The organism is Streptosporangium amethystogenes subsp. fukuiense (assembly GCF_042665875.1).
Taxonomy (GTDB): Bacteria; Actinomycetota; Actinomycetes; order Streptosporangiales; family Streptosporangiaceae; genus Streptosporangium; species Streptosporangium fukuiense.
In genome coordinates this window covers 7,449,964-7,469,894 of sequence record NZ_JBHTEE010000001.1, presented here as the reverse complement: position 1 = coordinate 7,469,894, position 19,931 = coordinate 7,449,964, and the positions used below count along the sequence as shown (strand labels likewise).

Sequence of the window (19,931 nt, the reverse complement as noted above, 5' to 3'; positions counted from 1 at the left end):
CCTCGGCAGGAGCGCGCCCGCTCCTGCCCGGCGAACCCTGCCCTGCCGAGGGCCGGTCGGACGGCGCTCCCCGGAGTCGCGCCCCCAGGACTCGTGCCCCGCGGGTGCGGCGGCCGACGACAACGCGGCGAGGCGTCACCCGACCGCAGTGGGCGAAAGCCCCAGGGGAAGGGCCTAGATCAGGCGGCGGCGGGCCGCCCAGGCCACGGCTTCGATCGCCGTGGCGACACCGATGCGGTCGCAGATGCCTCTGAGCCTGCGCCTGACGGTCCGGCCGCTGATATCGAGGCGGCGGCCCACCCTGTCGACGGTGACACCCTTGGCGAGTTCAGCCAGCAGCACGAGGTCGTTGTCACTGAGACCGATATCACTCATGCCCAGGGGGCTGTCGCCATGGCGAGAATCCACTTCTGGATATGCCATCAAGAGTCACTCCCCCCACTCTGGAAACCGGGCGTGAGACGCCGGAAATGAATACCGTCCGCCAGGAACGGTAAACGCCTTGTTCAAAGGTCGTCAAGTTCTACTCTTCATAGCGCGCGCCCACTATTGACATACTAGGTGCTACGTGAAGTACTCATGATATGTCAGCGCCTTTGGGGTTAAGTCACGACTGTGCCCCCGCACGAGCCCGCAGACGCCCCTCTGGCTGCGACAACAGAAGTCCTGGCAGAACAAGGTTTTGCCGGAACCGTCGTGGCGGCACGCGTCCGCGGGGCCGCATCCTCGGCGGAAGCGAGCCGCCCGCTTTTCCCCGGGAAAATCGATCTCATCGTGACGCTCTTCGACGGCCACGCCGGCCGGCGCCTTGACGGCACCTCGCGGAAAACTCTGAAATGGGAAGCCTGCGCGAGCACCTTTGCGGCATTCGCGAAGTATCAGGTGCCGACGACCGGCGTCAGGCGATATTGGACATGCTTAAAGGGAGTTTCTGCGCTATGCAGAAATCCGTCCGAAATTGCATGGGGAGAGTGAGCACGGCCCCACGATTCCCGGCCCATCGGGGTTCGCCCCGTCCGCCCGGGCATCGTCCGCGCGCCGCGCTCGCGCCCACGCGGGCCGGCACGGAGCCGTGCGAGACGGTGTGGGACGGCGCGGGACGGTGGTGCGGAGGTGCCCGCGAGGCGGGTGAGGGCGCTACTCGGTACGCCGGCCGGGGGAAGGTACGCGCCGAGCCCGACCGGCCCGCCCTGGAGACCCGGAGACCCGGAGACACCGTCCCGGGCCGTCGTCCGGGCTTCGGTCCCGGCGGACAGCGCCCGGCGGGAACGGTCGCGTCGCCCGACCGCGCCGGACCGCACGGGACGAGGTCCCGCGCGGTCCGGCGACGCCGCCCTCGGACTTAGCCGGCCGGCTTGACCAGCGGGAACAGGATGGTCTCGCGGATGTTCTTACCGGTGAAGGCCATGATGAGGCGGTCGATGCCGAGACCCATGCCGCCGGTGGGCGGCATCGCATATTCCAGTGCGGTGAGGAAGTCCTCGTCAAGCTGCATGGCCTCGGCGTCCCCGCCCGCGGCGAGCAGGGACTGCTCGGTGAGGCGGCGACGCTGCTCGACCGGGTCGACCAGCTCCGAGTAGGCGGTGCCGAGCTCGGTGCCGAACCCGATCAGGTCCCACTTCTCGGTGAGGAGCGGGTTGTCACGGTGCTGGCGGGTCAGCGGGGAGGTCTCCACCGGATAGTCCATGACGAACGTGGGCTGGACGAGCGTGTGCTCGACGAGCGCCTCGAAGATCTCCTGGACGAGCTTGCCCTGGCCCCACTTGGCATCCCAGTGGATCTCCCGGGCGTCCGCGAGCTTGCGTACGTACTCCAGGGGCGTCGCGGTGGTGATCTCCTCGCCCAGTGCCTCCGAGACCGACCCGTAGAGGGTTATCCGCGGCCACTTCGCCAGGCCGAGGTCGATCTCCTGCCCCTGGTGGACGACCACGGAGTGGCCGAGGGCCGCCACGACCGCCTTCTGGATCATCCGCTGGGTCAGGTCGGCCATGTCGTTGTAGTCGAGATACGTGCCGTAGGCCTCGAGCATCGTGAACTCGGGGTTGTGCGTGGAGTCCGCGCCCTCGTTGCGGAAGTTACGGTTGATCTCGAAGACCTTCTCGATACCGCCGACCACGAGCCGCTTGAGGTAGAGCTCGATCGCGATGCGAAGGTAGAGCTCCATGTCATAGGCGTTGATGTGGGTCTTGAAAGGCCGGGCCGTGGCTCCACCGTGGATCGGCTGGAGCATCGGCGTCTCGACCTCCAGGTAGCCCTCCTCGTGCCAGAAGTCGCGGATGGACCGCACCACGGCACTGCGGGTGTAGGCCAGCTTCCTGGCCTCGTCGTTGACGATGAGGTCGACGTAGCGCTGGCGGACCCGCGCCTCGGGGTCGGTGAGCCCGGCGTGCTTCTCCGGCAGTGGGCGCAGGCACTTCGAAGTGATCGCCCAGCGGTCGGCGAGGATGGACAGCTCACCCCTGCGGGAGGTGATGACCTCACCCTCGATGCCCACGTGGTCGCCGAGGTCGACATCGCGCTTCCACGAGGCCAGTGCCTCCTCGCCCACCCTGTCCAGGGAGATCATGACCTGGAGATCGCCGGAGCCGTCGCGGATGGTGGCGAAGCAGAGTTTGCCACCGGTCCTGGACAGCATCACCCGGCCGGTGACACCAACCTTGTCGCCCGTCGCGGTGTCAGCGGAGAGATCAGCGTATTTCCGGCGGATCTCGGCGTTGGTCGCGGTGCGCGGGAAGTTCACCGGGTAGGGGTCGACGCCCTCGGAGCGGAGGCGGTCGAGCTTCTCCCGGCGCACGCGCATCTGCTCGGGCAGATCCTCGGCGGGGTTGGTCACTTCATCGGTCACAGTTCCAAAGGGTACCGATGTGGCGAACCTCATGAGGTCGCCGACCGCCGGGGACCGGAAAGGGACTCCGGGGCGCCGCGGGTCCTCCCGGAACGTCGCGGCGTCCTCCGGCCGTGACACCGCGCTCCGGGCGGTGTCACGGCACCGGTGTCACAACGCTCTCAGGTGGCGTTGCGGTGGTAGATCAGGCGCAGCCCGATCAGTGTGAGCCAGGGCTCGTGCATGTCGATCGAGCGCGCCTCGCCGACCACCAGCGGCGCCGCGCTGCCGGTGGCGACCACCGTGACGTCGTCGGGGTTGGCGGCGAGCTCGGCCGCCATCCGCTCGACGATCCCGTCCACCTGACCTGCGAAGCCGTAGATGATGCCGGCCTGGAGCGCCTCGACGGTGTTCTTGGCGATCACGGAGCGGGGGCGGACCAGCTCCACCTTGTGCAGCTGCGCGCCCGCCGCGGCGAGCGCGTCCACCGAGATCTGGATGCCGGGGGCGGTCACCGCGCCGACGTACTCCCCCTTGGCGGAGACGGCGTCGAAGGAGGTCGCGGTCCCGAAGTCGACGATGACGCACGGCCCGCCGTACAGCTGGATGGCCGCCAGCGCGTTGACGATGCGGTCGCTGCCGACCTCCTTCGGGTTGTCCATCCGGACCGGCACCCCGGTGCGGACGCCCGGCTCGACGATCACCGCCGTCACGTCGCCGTAGTAGCGGCGGCACATCTCACGCATCTCGTTGAGCACCGATGGGACGGTGGAGCAGATCACGATGCCGTTGACGTCGGTGCCCTTGAGCAGCGGTGACTGCCCGAGCAACCCCTGGAGCACGACGGCGATCTCGTCCGCCGTACGCCGGGCGTCCGTGGCGATCCGCCAGTGCTCGATGACGTCCTCGCCCTCGAAGAGGCCGAGAACGGTGTGAGTGTTGCCGACGTCAATGGCAAGCAGCATCAGTTCCCCCGAAGGTCCAAGGCGATGTCCAGCGCCGGCGCCGAGTGCGTGAGCGCGCCCACGGCAAGGTAGTCAACACCTGTTTCGGCCACATCACGAGCGAGTCGAAGGGTCAGCCCTCCGCTGGACTCCAGCCGCGCCCTGCCGCCCACCAGCCGTACGGCACGCGCCAGCTCCTCGACCGTGAAATTGTCCAACAGGATCTCCTCCGCTCCCTCGGCCAGCACCGGCTCGATCTGGTCGATCCTGTCGACCTCGACCTCGATCGGCAGACCGGGGTAGGCGTCACGGACCGCCCGGAACGCCTCGGCGACCCCACCGGAGGCCACCACGTGATTGTCCTTGATCAGCGCGGCGTCCGAAAGTGACATGCGGTGATTGATACCACCGCCGCAGCGGACCGCGTACTTCTCCAGGGCGCGCAGTCCCGGCAGCGTCTTGCGGCTGTCCCTGATCCGGGCCCCGGTCCCCTCGACGGCCTGGACCCACCTACCGGTCAGGGTCGCGATACCGGAAAGGTGGGTGAGCAGGTTGAGCGCGGTGCGCTCGGCGGTCAGCAGATCCCTGGTGGGACCGGTGACGGTCATCAGCACGTCGCCCCTGGAGACGTACTCGCCGTCCTTGACCCTGCGCTCGGCCGTCAGACGGCCTCCGCTGAGGTAGGAGAACGCGCCCTCGGCCACGGCCAGCCCCGCGACCACGCCGTCCGCGCGGGCGACCACGTCGGCGCTGTCGCGCCGGTCCGCCGGGATGGTGGCGATGCTGGTGACGTCACCCTCCGCCACGTCCTCGGCCGCCGCGACCTCAAGGACCGCGACCACCCCGACCGGGTCGAGACCCGCCTCGGTGAGATCGTTCTCCACCTGCGGCGGCAGCACGGTCGCTCGCCGCCCGTGCGGTACGTATGTCATGGTCGGTCCCTCCGCTGTCAGGGTCACGTCGAGGTGGCCCAGCCACAAGGCGTCGTCTCTCTCGGAAAAGTCCTCGCGCCAGTGCGACCCCCTGGTCTCCTGGCGGGCGCGGGCGGCCGCCACGAGCGCGGAGGCGACCGTCAGCAGGTTGGTGGTCTCCCACGACTCGGTACACGGCTCGACCGCCACCGGGGTCCATCTGAGGTTCAGCAGGGTCCTGGCGGCCTCTCCCAGCGACTCCCGGCTGCGCAGCACGCTCGCCCCCCGGCTCATGTGCCCCTGGATCCTGACCCGGGCCCTGGGGTCGATCAGGCCGGTGGGGCGGTCGTCGGGCACCGGTTCGCCGGCTGCGGCCCGCCCCTCGCGAACGTCGGCGTGGATGTCGGCGGCGATGCGACCGGCGAAGACCAGGCCCTCGAGCAGGGAGTTGGAGGCCAGCCGGTTGGCGCCGTGCACGCCGGTGCACGCGACCTCGCCGCACGCGTACAGACCGGGCACGCTGGTGCGGCCGTGCAGGTCGGTGCGGACGCCGCCGCTGGCGTAGTGGGCGGCGGGGGCGACGGGGATGAGCTGGGTGACCGGATCGACGCCGTGCTCCAGGCAGACCGCGTGGATCGTCGGGAAGCGGGTGCGCCACTTCTCCTCGCCGAAGTGGCGGGCGTCGAGATACACGTGGTCGGCGCCGGTGGCGCGGATCCGTCGCATGATCGCCTTGGCCACGACGTCACGGGGGGCGAGATCGGCCAGCTCGTGGACGTCCCGCATGAACCGGGTGCCGTCCGCGTCGACCAGTACCGCACCCTCGCCCCTGACCGCCTCGGAGATCAGCGGCTGCTGGCCGCTCGCGTCCTCGCCGAGCCAGAACACCGTCGGGTGGAACTGGACGAACTCCAGGTCCCTGACGACGGCCCCCGCCCGCAGCGCGAGCGCCACCCCGTCCCCGGTGGAGACGACGGGGTTGGTGGTGGCGGCGTAGACCTGGCCCATGCCACCGGTGGCCAGCACCACGGCCCTGGCCGTGACCGCGCCCACCCCGTCGCGCTCGCCCACGCCCATGACGTGCAGGGTCACCCCGGCGGCGCGCCCCTCGGCGTCCTTGAGGAGGTCGAGCACGAGGGCGTGCTCGATCACCTCGATCCCCGACTCCCTGACCGCCGCCACGAGCGCCCTCTGCACCTCGGCCCCGGTGGCGTCGCCGCCCGCGTGCACGATGCGATCGCGCCGGTGGCCGCCCTCCCTGGTGAGCTGGAGTTCCCCGGCCTCGTCGGTGTCGAATCTGGCGCCCATCGCGATCAGGCCGCGCAGCGCGTCGGGCCCTTCGGTCACCAGGACCCGGACGGCCTCCTCGTCGCAGAGGCCCACCCCCGCGAGGAGCGTGTCGGACAGATGCTCGGCAGGGGTGTCCCGCGGGTCGAGCACCGCGGCGATGCCGCCCTGGGCCCAGCGGGTGGACCCGGACGACAGGACGTCCTTGGTGACGACCAGGATCTTCGCCTCGGGGTCCAGGCCGGCGTAGCGCAGTGCCAGGGTGAGACCCGCGATGCCGGAGCCCACCACGACCACGTCCGCCTGGACCGTCCATCCCGGAGCGGGAGCGGTCAACCTCTGGGGTATGGCCGGGATGCTCATTGCCGCCTCCTCGCGGAATCATAGAGGCCGTTCATTTCGTCAGCGTGACGATAACGCCATCCCCGGTGTGGCTGTTCCCCGGGGTGGACATTCCGCCCGCCCTCCGGGACCACCGCGCCCCTGGACCGTGGACGGCGGGAACGGGACCCCGCGTCGGGGAACTCCGCCGTCGGGGCCGAGGGGCTCGGCGGACACGACCTCCGCGACCCGTCGCCCGCCGAGCGCGCGGCGGGACTTCACGCGGGAACCGGGCGGCACCGCGTACGAGGGCCTTCAGAGCTCAGTGAAGAGCTCAGTGAAGGGTGAGCGTGACGTTGTCGATCAGCCGGGTGGACCCCACCCGCGCGGCCACCGCGAGGACCGCCTCGCCCGTGTGGCCGTCGCCGACCTCGGTGAAGGTGGCCGGGTCGACCAGGACCAGATAGTCGACGGCCAGCGACGGCTCGGCCGCCAGAACGGCGAGCGCGTCCCGGCGGATCTCCGCCGGCGTGCGCTGCCCGGCTCCCGCGTGCAGCGCGCGGGACAGGGCCAGAGCGGCCACCCGGTCCTCCGGCGACAGGTAGCGGTTGCGGCTGGACAGCGCCAGCCCGTCCGGCTCGCGGACCGTGGGCGCCCCGACGACGGAGACCGGCAGGTTCAGATCGGCGACCATCCGGCGGATCATCGCGAGCTGCTGGGCGTCCTTCTGCCCGAACACCGCCACATCCGGCTGGACCAGGTTGAACAGCTTCAGCACCACGGTCAGCATGCCGTCGAGGTGCCCCGGCCGGAACTCTCCCTCGACGATCGAGCCCATCCTCCCCGCGGAGACGCCGACCTGCCTGTCCGGCAGGTACATGTCCTCGACCGACGGGGCGAACACCAGGTCCACTCCCTCGGCCGCGCAGACCTCCAGATCGGCATCGAACGTACGGGGATAGCGGGAGAAATCCTCGTTTGGGCCGAACTGAAGCGGGTTCACGAAGACGCTCACCGCCACGTGGGCCGCCCTCTGCCGGGCCAGCCGGATGAGCGAGCGGTGTCCCTCGTGCAGCGCGCCCATGGTCGGCACGAGCGCCAGCGCGCTCCCGCCCACGGAGGCGCCCGCGCCGATCCCCAGGGCTTCTCGGGCCTTGAGCAGCCCTGCGCGGTCGTCCGCCACGATCAATGGAACCTCCCGGGGGTGCTCCGGCCTGCCGGCCGGAGAGGGGGCGACGTTCATCGGAATTCCTGGAGAGTGGAGACCCCCGACCTCAAGCGTACGGAGGGAGAGAACGACACCGACCGGCTCCCCCCGTAGACCGCCCCCTCCGTCAGGCCGGTCTCAGGTCCACACGTTGCCCCCCAGGGCGTCCAGGAGGCGTTCGGCGGCCTCGGGCTTGAGCAACCCGGCCGCCAGCGCCCGATCGGCCGTGAGCCTGGCCAGCGCCACGTAGGCGTCCGCGGCCTCCGGGGCCGCGAGGATCAGCGCGTCCACGTGCCTGCGGACGGTACCCGCGTCACCGCGCACCACCGGGCCGGTCAGCCCCGAGATGCCGAGCCTCAGCACGTTCTCCAGCGCCGCGCCGAGCAGCGGACCGAGCATCCGCCCCGGCTGCTCCACCCCGATCTTCTCCAGCAGTTCGGAGGACTCCGCGATGAGCGTCACCATGTGGTTGGCCGCTCCCGCGAGGGCCGCGTGGTAGAGCGGCCTGTCCTCGTCGGCGATCCAGACCGGCTCGCCCTCCATCTCGATGACGAGGGCCTCGGCCACCGGGCGGAGCCCTTCGGGCGCGGTCACCCCGTAGGAGATGCCGGTGAGGCGGCGCAGGTCGTCCTCACGGCCGGTGAAGGTCATCACCGGATGCAGCGCCAGCGGCAGCGCTCCGGCCTTGATCGCCGGATTGAGCACGGCCAGGCCGTACGCGCCGCTGGTGTGCACCACCAGCTTGCCCCGCAGGTCCGCACCGGTCTCCACCAGGCCGGAGACCAACTCGGGCAGCGCGTCGTCGGGGACCGTCAGCAAGACGAGGTCCGCTCCGGCCACCACGTCCTGGGGCCGTACGGGGACGAGCCCGAGGCGCTCGACCGCACGCTCCCTGGAGTCGTCGGAGACACCGCTCGTCGCGACGATCCGGTGTCCCGCCCTGACGAGCGCCGCGCCGAGCGCAGAGCCGACCTTGCCGGCTCCGATCACTCCGACGGCCAGCCGTGCCGGGCGATCGACTGCGTCCATGACGTCACGTCCTTCGACCATGTGGGGCTTCGTGCCTGATTGACCAGCGTAACGGGCCGCGCCGCCGCAACCGCGTCAAGACGCGTGTTCCGGCGTGACGGCCCTGTTTCACCCCGGGAGCCCGGAAGCGGGCCCCGGGAGCGCATGAGACCCGCCGGGAGTCCGGCCCACCCGGTGATCGAGGTGACAGCGCGTCGACCTCCCGCCGGGATCCCCGAACCGGGCGACACACACCGTACGGGGCCCGCACGGAGCCGGAGAACCCGGCCCACCCGGCGATCCAGGCGGCGACGCGCCGACACGGCGTCAACAACGATCGTGCGATCCGGTGACAGAATGCAGTCATGTACCCAGCCGAAGCGTCAGCGCGAGTTGATCTCGTTCCTCCGCCTCGGCGGGTAGCGTCTGAGAGTGTGTGGCTCACCTGGCGCGCCGCGATGGAGCACGCGCTCTACGGCGAGAGCGGCTTCTACCTCCGCGAACGACCCTCCAGTCACTTCCGGACCTCGGTCGGCGCCTCCCCCGTCTTCGCCGAGGCCGTGCTGCGCGAACTGACCTCGGTCGACGAGGCGCTCGGCGGCCCCCAGGTGCTCGACCTGGTCGACATCGGCGCCGGTGAGGGCCTGCTGGCGGCCGGGGTGCTCGCCGCCGCACCGCCCGCGCTGCGATCGAGGCTCCGAGTGACCGCGGTGGATCTGGCGGCCAGGCCGCCGGCGCTGCCCGAGGAGATCGTCTGGGCGAAGGCCGCGCCGGACGGGATCTGCGGCCTGGTGATCGCCAACGAGTGGCTGGACAACGTTCCCGTCGACATCGTGGAGCAGACCGCCGACGGCCCCCGGCTGGTCCTGGTCAACGTCACCGACGGTGAGGAGCGGCTCGGTGGCAGACCCGCCGAGGCGGATCTCGCCTGGCTGGCCCGCTGGTGGCCGATGCGCGCCACCGGTGAGCGGGCCGAGATCGGCAGGCCACGCGACCGGGCCTGGGCCTCGGTGATCGTGCGGTTGGCACGTGGCCGGGCGATCGCGATCGACTACGCCCACTCCCTGACCGACCGGCCGCCGTACGGCACGCTGGCCGGATACCGCGACGGGGCGATGGTCGCGCCGGTGCCCGACGGCTCGTGCGACATCACCGCCCACGTGGCGCTCGACGCCTGCGCGGCCGCAGGTGAGAGCGCCGGGGCCGTCACGACGGCGCTGACCACGCAGCGGGAGGCGCTGCGCGCCCTTTGCGTCACCGGGAACCGCCCGCCGGTCGAGCAGGCCAGGATCGACCCGCGCGGCTACCTGCACGCCCTCGCGCGGGCCTCCGAGGAGGCGGAGCTGATCGCTCCCGGCGGCCTCGGCGGCTTCGGCTGGCTCTCCCAGACCCGCCTCTGAGTGGGCCGAACGAGGATTCTTCCCGCCTCGTAGGGTCGGTGCCATGAGCACTCCCTCGACACACGCCGTTCCCGCCGGGCCCACGGCCTCTCTCCGACTGGCCGTCCGGAACTCCGCCGCCTTCTGGACGGCTCTCGCCCGCACCCGGGGAAGCGAGCTGATCCGCCGCCCCGGCTTTCTCGCCTCGGACGGACGGGAGCGCGGCGGGCTGCGGATCCTGCTGCTCTCCCCGGACCCCGGTCCGGACGATCTCGCCGAACTGACGGACCTGGCCCGGCGCCGGCTTTCCGACGGGGTCATCGTCGAGGACCCGTTCGGCTCGGTCGACATGAGCGCTCTGGGCCTGGCCCCGGGGCGGCTCCCCATCATGATCCGCCACCCCGGTCCGCTCCCCGCGCCACCGGCCGTGGAGATCACCCACGTGGAGACGACGGCACAGCTGCGGACCGCGGAGAACATCGTGGTCCACGGATTCCCGCTGACCAACTTCCAGCCCTACCGCCCGGGTGACGCCTTCTCCGAGGACCTGCTGGGCCACCCCGGCGTCGATCTGTTCCTCGCCGCGCGGGACGGGGTGCCCGCCGGAGCCTGCATGACCGTCGTCGACGGCACGGTCGGCGGGACCTACTGGGTGACCACCCTGCCCGGCCACCGCTCCCGCGGAGTCGGCCGGGCGCTCATGCACGCGGTCCTGGCACACCTGGGGGACCTCCCCGCCACCCTGACCGCGGCCAAGGCCGGCAAGCCGCTCTACGACTCCCTCGGCTTCGACACCATCACCGATGCGACCTGGTGGATGTGACAGGGCAACGGAACCCCGCCTGGGAGCCGAGCCGCGGTACCGGTCAAAAGTACGGCCGAGCCGGTGCGAACCCTGCTTTTGACCGATGCCCGGTACCGGACCGGGTCCGCAGAATGCCTCCATGCCAAACGAAGACCCCCTACGGCGCCGAATGCCGAGGGTCTGAGCTGCGCCGATACCGCTACGGCCCCCTCGAATGGCTCTGGCGCCGGGCCACCTGGGCCCAGCGCCCGCCCTTGCGCCGCTCCCCCTGACACCACCGCGCGGCGAGCCGGTTCAGACCCGTACGTCGAGGGCGGTGAGGCCGCGGATGATGTAGCCAGGGCCCCAGCCGGGCTCGGTGGCGAGTTCCAGCTTCGGTGCCTTACGGAGCAGGGCGCCGAAGGACTCGATCAGTTCGATTCTGGCCAGGGGGGCGCCCAGGCAGAAGTGGATGCCCGCGCCGAAGGAGATGTGCGGGTTGTCCACCCGGCCGACGTCGAAGCGGTCGGGGTCGGCGAAGACCTCGGGGTCCCGGTTGGCCGAGCCGAACAGCAGCGCCACCTCGGTGCCGCGCGGGATGTCCACCCCGCCGACGGTGATGTCCTCCAGGACCCAGCGCTCGAACATCTGCAGCGGGGTGTCCCAGCGCATCATCTCCTCGATCGCGGTGGGCAGCAGGCCGTGGTCGGCGCGGAGCCGCTCCAGCTCGGCCGGGTTGCGGAAGAGCGACCACCAGCCGTTCCCGGTGACGTTGACCGTGGCCTCGTGCCCGGCGTTGAGCAGCAGCACGCAGGTGCCGACCAGTTCCTCCTCGGTGAGCTTGTCGCCCTCCTCGGCCACCAGGGCGAGCGCGCTGATCAGGTCGTCGCCGGGGTTCGCCCGGCGGGCGCGGGCCAGCTCGACGAGGTAGGCGGAGAACTCCTCGGCCGCGCGTACCGCGGTGTGCTGGGCCTCGACGGAGGGGTTCAGCTCGTACATCCCGCAGATGTCGGCGGACCAGGGGCGGAGCAGGTGGCGGTCGGCCTCGGGCACGCCGAGCATCTCCGCGATCACGGTCACCGGGAGCGGCTCGGCGACCTCGGAGATCAGGTCTCCGCCGCCGCGCTCGACGAAGCGGTCCACCAGCTCCCCGGCGATCTCGGCGACCTTGGGGCGGAGCGCCTCGACCATGCGCGGGGTGAACGCCTTGGAGACCAGGCGCCGGAGCCGGGTGTGCACCGGTGGCTCGACGTCGAGCATCCCGGCCCTGACCACCCGCCAGAACGGGTCCTGGAACTCGGGGTCGTCGGGCCTGCCGAACTCGGCGTGGGTCGCCATGTGCAGGTAGGAGCGGCCGAGCCGACGGTCGCGCAGCAGCGCGTTGACGTCGGCGTGCCGGGCGACCAGCCACTGGCCGGTCGGTTCAAAGAAACTGACCGGCCGCTGCCGCCTCAGCTCGTCGTAGACGTCGTACGGATGGGCGACGAATTCCGGATTCCAGGGATCAAAGCGCACATGGACATCGTAATGTCGCCCCATGTGTCAATTGCCTGGTCCGCCCCCTGGAGCTGGGCCGACGTTCGACAGCCCGGCCGCCGCCCCGCGACGGATGCGCTACGCCTCGGTCGGCTCGTCCGACTTCTCGGACCGGGCCGCCTTGGTGCGCAGCCGGATGTTCAGCAGCTCCACGACGAGCGAGAAGGCCATCGCGAAGTAGATGTAGCCCTTGGAGATGTGCTGCCCGAGGCCCTCGGCGATCAGCACGACGCCGATCAGCACCAGGAACGACAGGGCGAGCATCTTGATGCTCGGGTGCTTGTCCACGAAGCGGCTGATCGGGCCTGAGGCGAAGAGCATCACCAGGACCGAGACGATCACGGCCGCGACCATGACGCCGAGCTGGTCGACCATGCCGACCGCGGTGATGACCGAGTCGAGGGAGAAGATGATGTCCAGCAGCATGATCTGGGCGATCACGGAGCCGAAGGAGGCCGCGACCTTGGTGCTGCCGTGCCCGGACTTGCCCTCGACGTTGTCGTGTATCTCGATGACGCTCTTGCCGAGCAGGAAGAGCCCGCCGCCGAGCAGGATGAGATCTCGTCCCGAGATCTCCTGCCCCAGGACCTCGAAGAGCGGCGCCGTGAGTCTCACCACCCACGACAGTGCCAGCAGCAGCAACAGCCGGCTGAGAAGGGCCGCGAGGAGACCCAACTTGCGCGCCTTGTCCCGTTGCTCGGGCGGAAGCTTCCCCGCCAGGATCGAGATGAAGATGATGTTGTCGATGCCTAGCACGATCTCCAGAGCGACGAGGGTGACGAACCCTATCCAGATCTCCGGGTTGGTCACCCAGTCCAACATCTGAGCCTCCAGCTCGCCTTACTTGATCACTACCGGCACGACGAGGTTTGTCGTTCGGCGTTGTTCACCCACTACCAGGACAGACATCACCCGCCGCCGGACGCCACCCGGCTCACTGCCCAGACGAACGGGATCCATCGTGAGTTCCCGAACCCAAGGGACATCGCTTGCGAATTCCCGGCAGAGGTCGGTTATAGTTCCCCCGTAGGTCATGAGTGCCAGTGACAAGCCCCGGCTCGCTGGCCGGCAACCCTCGCGTCCGCGGCGGGGTGCCCCGGGTGAGGACCTGGTCCGGCACGAGGTGTGCCGGGCAAGCGCGGGCTCCAGGCACCTGTGCCACGGGTTGGGGTCCGATGACCTCGAAGGAGCCCTGGCATGTCCATACTGACGATCTCCACCGCCGCAGCCGCCGACACGGCCACCCCCGCGACCCGTACGTCCGGCGACCGGCCGATCCCCGCCGTGCTCGGTTCCGATCTGGAGGTTCCGGTCAGGGGCGGCAGGCTCGTCCGCTACGCCAACCTCGACTACGCCGCGAGCGCCCCCTGTCTGGAGCCGGTGAGCGCCGCCGTCGCCGCCGCGCTCCCGGCGTACTCCAGCGTCCACCGAGGCGCCGGGTACGCCTCCCAGCTGACCACGGCCCGCTACGAGCAGGCTAGGCAGACGGTGCGCGCCTTCGTCGGTGCCCGTCCCGGCGACTCGGTGATCTTCACCAGGAACACCACGGACGCGACCAACCTGCTGGCCCGCAGCCTGCCCGAGGGCACCACCGCCGTGGTCTTCGACACCGAGCACCACGCCTCGCTGCTGCCCTGGAAGCGTGCCCTGCGGCTGCCGGTCCCCGCCTTCCCCGGCGAGGCGGTCCGCGCCGCCGACGAGGCCCTGGCCTCGGTCGAAGGCCCCAAGCTGCTGGTCGTGACCGCCGCCTCCAACGTCACCGGGGAGCTGTGGCCGATCGCCGCGCTGGCCCACATCGCCCACCGCCACGGCGCCCGCGTCCTCGTCGACGCCGCGCAGCTCGTCCCGCACCGCCGCCTCAACCTGACCGCGCTCGACCTGGACTACGTGGTCTTCTCCGGTCACAAGCTCTATGCCCCGTTCGGCGCCGGCGCGCTGATCGGCCGTTCCGACTGGCTGGCCGACGCCGAGCCGTACCTGCGGGGTGGCGGGGCGGTGAGGGCGGTGAACGACGACGGGACCGAGTGGCACGACGACCCCGAGGCCCGCCACGAGGCCGGAACCCCGAACGTCCTGGGTGCCATCGCGCTGGCCGCGGCCTGCGACGCCCTGACCGCCACCGGCTGGACCCCGCTGGTCCACGAGGAGGAGCGTCTCCTCGACCGGCTGCGCGCTGGCCTCGCCTCCGTCCCCGGCGTGCAGGAGCTGTCCCTGTGGGGCCCCGACCACCCGCGCGTCGGCATCGTCTCCTTCGTGGTGAACGGCCGCACCGCCCGCGAGGTCGCCGAGGCCCTGTCCGGCGACTACGGCATCGGCGTCCGGGACGGCAAGTTCTGCGCCCACCCCTTCGTACGGCACCTGCTGGACGCCAAGGACGGCGGCTGTGACGACCCCGCCGCCTCCGCGGTGCGCGCCTCCATCGGCATCGGCACCACCTCCGAGCACGTCGACCGGCTGATCGCCGCCCTGCGGGATCTTGCCTCGCGCGGCTGACGTGACAGCATAGGCATATGAACGAGCCTCGCCGTGAGCTGAGCGTGGGGATGGGCGCGGGCGCCGCCGCCGTGCGGGAGGCGCACGGCAAGGAGCTCGCGACCGAGGACATGATCCTCAACATCGGGCCGCAACATCCGTCCACGCACGGCGTGCTGCGGCTGCGGCTCACCCTGGACGGGGAGCGGATCAGCTCGGCCGAACCGATCGTGGGCTACATGCACCGGGGCGCGGAGAAGCTGTTCGAGGTGCGTGACTACCGGCAGATCATCGTGCTGGCCAACCGGCACGACTGGCTGTCGGCGTTCGCCAACGAGCTGGGCGTCGTCCTCGCGGTGGAGCGGATGCTCGGCATGGAGGTGCCGGTCAGGGCGGTCTGGACCCGCACGCTGATGGCCGAGCTCAACCGGGTGCTCAACCACCTGATGTTCCTCGGCTCCTACCCGCTGGAACTCGGCGCGATCACCCCGATGTTCTACGCGTTCCGGGAACGCGAGACCCTCCAGGCCGTGATGGAGGAGATCGCCGGCGGCCGGATGCACTACATGTTCAACCGGGTCGGCGGCCTGAAGGAGGAACTGCCCGAGGGGTGGCTGGGCCGGGTCTCGACGGCCGTGGCCGACGTGCGGCGACGGCTGCCCGACATCGAGAGCCTGATCGCCGGAAACGAGATCTTCCTCGCCCGTACCCGCGGGGTGGGCGTGCTGGACCGCGAGACGGTCATGCAGTACGGCGTGAGCGGCCCGATCGCCCGTGCCTCCGGCGTCGACCTCGACCTGCGCAGGGACGAGCCCTACCTCGCCTACGGCGAGCTGCCGGTGAAGGTGGTCACCCGCTCCGCCGGGGACTGCCACGCCAGGTTCGAGGTGCTGCTGGAGCAGGTGAAGGTCTCCCTGGACCTGGCGGACGCCTGCGTGCGGCGGCTCCGCGAACTGCCCCAGGGGCCGATCAACCAGCGCCTGCCCAAGGTGCTGAAGGTCCCCGAGGGCCACACCTACGCCTGGACGGAGAACCCGCTCGGCCTCAACGGCTACTACCTGGTCTCGCGCGGGGAGAAGACACCGTGGCGGATGAAGCTCCGGTCCGCCTCCTTCAACAACGTCCAGGTGCTGCGCGAGATGCTCCCCGGCAACCTGGTCTCCGACATGGTCGCCATTCTGGGCTCGTTGTTCTTCGTCGTCGGCGATATCGACAAGTGAGGCACGGTCAGGAGCGCATGATCGAACCCGGCGGAGACCAGCGGAGGACGACTCCCCCGACGACACCCGCGTCCCCCGCCGATCCCGGCGACTCACCGGCCGTCGGCAGGCCACCGCGGGACCGGTACGTCGACTGGTTGCGCGCGTTCAGCCTGCTCGTCGTGGTGGTCTGGCACTGGGCTTTCACGATCCTCCAGTGGGGGCCGGACGGCCCCTCGCCGACGAGCCCGCTGGGCTTCACCTCGGGGCTGTGGATCCTGACCTGGCTGCTGCAGGTGTTGCCGCTCTTCTTCTACGTGGGCGGGTACGTCCACCTGCTGTCCTGGAACCGCGCCTGCGAAGGCGGGATGGGCATCGGCACCTTCGTGTGGCGGCGCATCCGCGGCCTGGCGATCCCGACGCTGGCGCTGGCCGGAACCTGGATCGTGCTGGGCGCGCTCGTGACCTGGGCGTTCGGGATCAGGTGGATGAACCGGGTGGTCCTGCTCGTCATCAGCCCGCTCTGGTTCATCGGCGTCTACCTCGTGCTGATCGCCCTGCTCCCGGTCGCGCTCTGGCTGCACCGGCGCTTCGACGTGCTGATCCTGATCTGGCTGGCCGGGGCGGCGCTCGTCGTCGACGTGCTGCGGCTGCGCTACGGGTACGAGGCCGTGGGCTGGCTCAACATGATCATTGTCTGGGGGCTGGCCCACCAGGCCGGGTTCTTCTACGCGAGGGTGGTGGCGCTTCCCCGCCGCTTCGACATCGCCATCCTGTGGACCGGGCTGTTCGCGCTCTTCGGCCTGGTCTACTCGGACATCTACCCGGGCTCGATGGTCGGCGTGCCCGGCGACAAGCTGTCCAACATGGCGCCGCCCACCTTCGTCATCGTGGCGTTGCTGATCTTCCAGATCGGCCTGGTGGAGGTGCTGAGGCCGGCCATGGAGCGCCTGCTCGACCGCCCCAGGTGGCAGCGCGTGAACGAGACGGTGAACCGGTTCGCGCTCCCGCTCTTCCTGTTCCACACGACCGGCATGGCCATCTGGGTGGCGCTGACCTGGTGGCTGGCGGGCAGCAGGCCGGGCAGCCTGGTCCGGCCCGACCTGCTCTGGTGGCTGGAACGCCCCCTGGCCGTCGCCGGAGCACTGGTGTGCACCCTTCCGGTCATCATGCTCTTCGGCCGGAAGTGGGCCAGGAGGCGCTGACGCGTCCCCTCAGCGGTCGTCGTCCGCGGAGTCCTTGGGCACCTTGCAGCAGTGCTCCAGGTACAGGGCCGCGCAGACCAGCAGCACGCACACCAGCGCCGACCCGCCGGTGATGAAGAAGTCCTGACGGGGCACCCTCTGGTCGAGCAGTTCGGCGGTGTAGAGAGTGAACCCGGCGAAGAGTCCCGCGAAGACCGCCCCGGCGTACGCGGAGGCCTTGGCCAGGGCCGCCAGCCGGGCCACCGCCAGGGCATCGACGGGCTTGGTGTCGGGCCTGCGCTCGATCCTGGCCTTCGTCATCCACCCGCTGTAGGCCTCGCCGATCGCCAGCACGAGCACCGTCGGGATCGCCGTCCACGGCATGGTCGGCAGGGACACGTAGAGCGGCTTGAGCAGCGCCCAGGTGAGGATGGTGACCACGACGAAGAGCCCGACGAGGACGCCGGGACGGCTGGGCCTCACGCGGCCTCCCGCAGGACCAGCTCGGGGCGGGGCCGCACGTAGTCCTGGTCGAGACCGGCCAGCAGATCGGCCACCCGACGCCCGGACAGGACCGCGTCCGGATCGGCCCGCACCCACGGGACCAGCACGAACGCCCGCTCGTGCGCCCTGGGATGCGGCAGGGTCAGGTCTGGGTCGTCCATCACGACGTCTCCCACGGTGATCAGATCGACGTCCAGGGTGCGCGCTCCCCAGCGCTCCACCCGGACCCGTCCGAAGGCGTTCTCCACACCTTGAGCACGATCGAGGAGGGCCCGGGGTTCCAGCGCGCTCTCGGCGATCACCACCGCGTTGAGGTAGGCACCCTGCTCCGGGCCGCCGACCGGGTCGGTCTCGTAGACCGGCGACACCGCGACGAGCGTGAGCCCCGGCTTGGCGAAGAGGGCGTCGAGCCCGCCCCGCAGAGTGCCGAAGCGGTCGCCCAGGTTACTGCCGAGCGCCAGGACCACCCTCATACCCGGCCCCGGGTGATCGTCACGATCACGTCGTCGAACGGCAGCGGGATCGGCGCGGCGGGCTTGTGCACGCTCACCTCCGCCGACCGGACGAGCTCGCGGGCCAGGCAGACATCGGCCAGGCGCTGGGCCAGGGTCTCGATCAGGTCGACCGGCTCGCCCGCCACGACCCTCGCCAGATCCTCGGCGAGCTCGCCGTAGTGGACCGTCCTGCCGAGGTCGTCGCGGGCCGCCGCGGGCGCCGTGTCGAGGAAGAGCGTGACGTCGACGACGAACTCCTGGCCGAGCTCCCGCTCCGCCGCCAGCACGCCGTGCCGCCCGCGCACCCGCAGCCCCTTCAGGCTGATCCGGTCCGCCACCTGGCCCGACGGCAGGCCGTACGTCGTATCCGCCGGACCCCCCAGCGGGTCCTGGAGCGGATCGCCGATCAGGTCCGCGACGTCGTCGTTGATCCGCAGGGGCCGCTGGTCCTGGGATCCGTCACCGGCCCGTACCTCGGCCACCCGGGAGGCGTTCCCGTCGGGCCGTTCGCCGGTGCGCTCGCTCACGCCACCTCCTCTTCCTCTTCGTCGTCGTCACCCTGCAGCACGGGTGAGCCGTGGTGCAGCCAGAGCCGCCATCCCGCGGACGTGCGCACGAAGGTGTTGCTCGCCACCACCTTGCCCGCGGCGAAGCTGGAATCACCCTCGTCTCCCGCGGTGAGGATGTTCTCCTCACAGGTGAGGATGGCGACGTCACCCAGGACCATGACGCGGACGTCTGTCAGCACGAACTGGATGTAGGGCGTGTTGGCCATGATGAGCGCCCATGAGCGCAGCACCTCCTGCCGGCCGTTCACGATCGGCCACCCGGGGTGCACGCAGCTCACCTGCTCGCCATCGATGTCCTCGGCCCAGATCTCGGTCATCTTGTCGAGGTCGGCGTCCTCGATGGCGGTGTAGAACGCCTGGTTGACCGTCTCGACGGCGGTGGTGTCGACGCTCATGGTCTCGCTCTCTGAACTGCGGCGGCCACACGGACGGCGTCCGCGTTCGGGCGGACATCGTGCACACGCACGCACCAGGCCCCCGCCTGGGCGACGAGGGCGGTCACGGCGAGCGTGGCGTCGTCACTGCGGCTGAAAGGACGCGGTGTGCCGTCCGGGGCGGCCAGCAGGCGACCCAGGAATCGTTTCCGTGAGGCCCCGACGAGCAGCGGACGGCCCAGTTCGGCGAGCCTGTCGAGGCCCGCGATCAGAGCCCAGTTGTGGTCGGGGTTCTTGGAGAAGCCCAACCCCGGGTCGAGCACGATCTGTTCCTCCGCCACCCCCTCGGCCAGCACGGACTCGACCCGCTTGGTGAGCTCCTGGCAGACCTCGGTCACCACGTCGTCGTACACGGCCCGCTCCTGCATGGCGTGGCTGTGCCCCCGCCAGTGCATCACCACGTACGGCACGCCGGATGCGGCCACGACCCTGGGCATCGCCGGGTCGGCCAGCCCTCCGCTGACGTCGTTGACCAGTTTCGCCCCGGCCTCCACCGCCACCTGGGCGACCTCGGCCCGCATGGTGTCGACGCTGACGGCGACCCCCGCGCGACTCAGCTCCCTGATGACCGGCTCGACCCTGGCCACCTCCTCCTCCAGCGGCACCCGCGCGGCGCCCGGCCTGGTGGACTCGCCTCCCACATCGACGATGTCGGCCCCCTGCTCGACCAACTCCAGGCCGTGGCGCACGGCCTCCGCGGGGTCGAACCATCGGCCGCCGTCGGAGAAGGAGTCGGGAGTCACGTTGACCACGCCCATCACGAGACACCGGCCCACGTCCGGCAGCCCGGGCACACTCCACGTAGTCATGCGGACAAGCCTAGGCGTTGCGTACCGTCCGCCCGTCTCGCGGGTCCGGCTTGTGCCGCCACGGA

19 protein-coding genes and 1 riboswitch are annotated in these 19,931 nt (G+C 70.6%); of the genes, 6 read left to right on the top strand and 13 right to left on the bottom strand.

Translation table 11 applies throughout. The annotated features are described in order from the left end of the window. Positions 1 to 174: 174 nt before the first annotated feature. From ACFQVD_RS33155 to ACFQVD_RS33130, 6 genes are all read right to left on the bottom strand, one after another. Positions 175 to 375 carry a LuxR C-terminal-related transcriptional regulator gene (locus ACFQVD_RS33155; RefSeq protein ID WP_343962219.1) on the bottom strand — a complete coding sequence of 67 codons (201 nt, stop codon included), beginning with the start codon at positions 373 to 375 and terminating at the stop codon, positions 175 to 177. 967 nt (positions 376 to 1,342) lie between these two features. Then, positions 1,343 to 2,878, bottom strand: coding sequence for a bifunctional lysylphosphatidylglycerol synthetase/lysine--tRNA ligase LysX (gene lysX, locus ACFQVD_RS33150; RefSeq protein WP_343962217.1), 1,536 nt, complete (start codon positions 2,876 to 2,878; stop codon positions 1,343 to 1,345). Between the two features lie 128 nt (positions 2,879 to 3,006). Then, on the bottom strand, positions 3,007 to 3,789 hold the full coding sequence (locus ACFQVD_RS33145; RefSeq protein WP_343962215.1) for a type III pantothenate kinase: 783 nt from the start codon (positions 3,787 to 3,789) through the stop codon (positions 3,007 to 3,009). Continuing rightward, positions 3,789 to 6,329: an L-aspartate oxidase gene (locus ACFQVD_RS33140; protein ID WP_343962213.1), complete on the bottom strand. Its 2,541-nt coding sequence runs from the start codon at positions 6,327 to 6,329 to the stop codon at positions 3,789 to 3,791. Before ACFQVD_RS33140 ends, ACFQVD_RS33145 begins: the two co-directional genes overlap by 1 nt. Before the next feature lie 292 nt (positions 6,330 to 6,621). Beyond that, a complete protein-coding gene (panC, locus tag ACFQVD_RS33135; RefSeq protein WP_343962211.1) occupies positions 6,622 to 7,530 on the bottom strand; it encodes a pantoate--beta-alanine ligase in 909 nt (302 codons plus the stop codon). A gap of 102 nt (positions 7,531 to 7,632) precedes the next feature. Further along, a complete protein-coding gene (locus tag ACFQVD_RS33130; RefSeq protein ID WP_343962209.1) occupies positions 7,633 to 8,523 on the bottom strand; it encodes a Rossmann-like and DUF2520 domain-containing protein in 891 nt (296 codons plus the stop codon). Positions 8,524 to 8,936: 413 nt separating this feature from the next. Between ACFQVD_RS33130 and ACFQVD_RS33125 the strand changes: the two genes are divergently transcribed. From ACFQVD_RS33125 to ACFQVD_RS33115, 3 genes are all read left to right on the top strand, one after another. Continuing rightward, positions 8,937 to 9,902, top strand: a complete 966-nt coding sequence (locus ACFQVD_RS33125; protein ID WP_343962207.1) for an SAM-dependent methyltransferase — start codon at positions 8,937 to 8,939, stop codon at positions 9,900 to 9,902. Between the two features lie 43 nt (positions 9,903 to 9,945). Beyond that, positions 9,946 to 10,704 (top strand): GNAT family N-acetyltransferase, encoded by a 759-nt coding sequence (locus tag ACFQVD_RS33120; protein ID WP_343962204.1) that lies wholly within the window; start codon positions 9,946 to 9,948, stop codon positions 10,702 to 10,704. Between the two features lie 113 nt (positions 10,705 to 10,817). Continuing rightward, positions 10,818 to 10,958, top strand: coding sequence for a DUF418 domain-containing protein (locus ACFQVD_RS33115; protein ID WP_386272985.1), 141 nt, complete (start codon positions 10,818 to 10,820; stop codon positions 10,956 to 10,958). 22 nt (positions 10,959 to 10,980) lie between these two features. Here ACFQVD_RS33115 and ACFQVD_RS33110 read toward each other — a convergent pair whose 3' ends face one another. Together ACFQVD_RS33110 and ACFQVD_RS33105 are read right to left on the bottom strand one after the other, a co-directional pair. After that, on the bottom strand, positions 10,981 to 12,180 hold the full coding sequence (locus ACFQVD_RS33110) for a cytochrome P450 (protein WP_343962202.1): 1,200 nt from the start codon (positions 12,178 to 12,180) through the stop codon (positions 10,981 to 10,983). A gap of 99 nt (positions 12,181 to 12,279) precedes the next feature. Then, positions 12,280 to 13,023 carry a TerC family protein gene (locus ACFQVD_RS33105; RefSeq protein ID WP_343962200.1) on the bottom strand — a complete coding sequence of 248 codons (744 nt, stop codon included), beginning with the start codon at positions 13,021 to 13,023 and terminating at the stop codon, positions 12,280 to 12,282. Between the two features lie 207 nt (positions 13,024 to 13,230). Further along, a riboswitch (SAM riboswitch) is annotated at positions 13,231 to 13,346 on the top strand. A gap of 52 nt (positions 13,347 to 13,398) precedes the next feature. Here ACFQVD_RS33105 and ACFQVD_RS33100 point away from each other — a divergent pair. The 3 genes from ACFQVD_RS33100 to ACFQVD_RS33090 are packed head-to-tail and all read left to right on the top strand — an operon-like array spanning position 13,399 to position 17,077. Next, entirely contained in the window at positions 13,399 to 14,694 is a 1,296-nt protein-coding gene (locus ACFQVD_RS33100; protein ID WP_343962198.1) for an aminotransferase class V-fold PLP-dependent enzyme, read from the top strand. A 17-nt stretch (positions 14,695 to 14,711) separates the two neighbouring features. Next, a complete protein-coding gene (locus tag ACFQVD_RS33095) occupies positions 14,712 to 15,893 on the top strand; it encodes an NADH-quinone oxidoreductase subunit D (protein ID WP_343962196.1) in 1,182 nt (393 codons plus the stop codon). Positions 15,894 to 15,910: 17 nt separating this feature from the next. Beyond that, positions 15,911 to 17,077 (top strand): acyltransferase family protein, encoded by a 1,167-nt coding sequence (locus ACFQVD_RS33090; RefSeq protein ID WP_343962194.1) that lies wholly within the window; start codon positions 15,911 to 15,913, stop codon positions 17,075 to 17,077. A gap of 9 nt (positions 17,078 to 17,086) precedes the next feature. On the opposite strand, the gene ACFQVD_RS33085 is transcribed toward ACFQVD_RS33090, so the two are convergent. The 5 genes from ACFQVD_RS33085 to folP all read right to left on the bottom strand — a co-directional run bounded on the left by ACFQVD_RS33085 (position 17,087) and on the right by folP (position 19,866). Further along, on the bottom strand, positions 17,087 to 17,539 hold the full coding sequence (locus ACFQVD_RS33085) for a DUF3180 domain-containing protein (RefSeq protein ID WP_343962191.1): 453 nt from the start codon (positions 17,537 to 17,539) through the stop codon (positions 17,087 to 17,089). After that, on the bottom strand, positions 17,536 to 18,033 hold the full coding sequence (gene folK, locus ACFQVD_RS33080) for a 2-amino-4-hydroxy-6-hydroxymethyldihydropteridine diphosphokinase (protein WP_343962189.1): 498 nt from the start codon (positions 18,031 to 18,033) through the stop codon (positions 17,536 to 17,538). Before folK ends, ACFQVD_RS33085 begins: the two co-directional genes overlap by 4 nt. Beyond that, positions 18,030 to 18,392 carry a dihydroneopterin aldolase gene (gene folB, locus ACFQVD_RS33075; protein WP_343962501.1) on the bottom strand — a complete coding sequence of 121 codons (363 nt, stop codon included), beginning with the start codon at positions 18,390 to 18,392 and terminating at the stop codon, positions 18,030 to 18,032. Before folB ends, folK begins: the two co-directional genes overlap by 4 nt. Positions 18,393 to 18,577: 185 nt before the next feature. Beyond that, the gene (locus ACFQVD_RS33070) at positions 18,578 to 19,018 is read right to left on the bottom strand and encodes a nuclear transport factor 2 family protein (protein WP_030905684.1); all 441 of its coding nucleotides are present in this window, start codon (positions 19,016 to 19,018) and stop codon (positions 18,578 to 18,580) included. Beyond that, entirely contained in the window at positions 19,015 to 19,866 is an 852-nt protein-coding gene (gene folP, locus ACFQVD_RS33065; RefSeq protein WP_343962186.1) for a dihydropteroate synthase, read from the bottom strand. The genes ACFQVD_RS33070 and folP overlap by 4 nt, the downstream gene beginning before the upstream one ends. Positions 19,867 to 19,931: the final 65 nt, after the last annotated feature.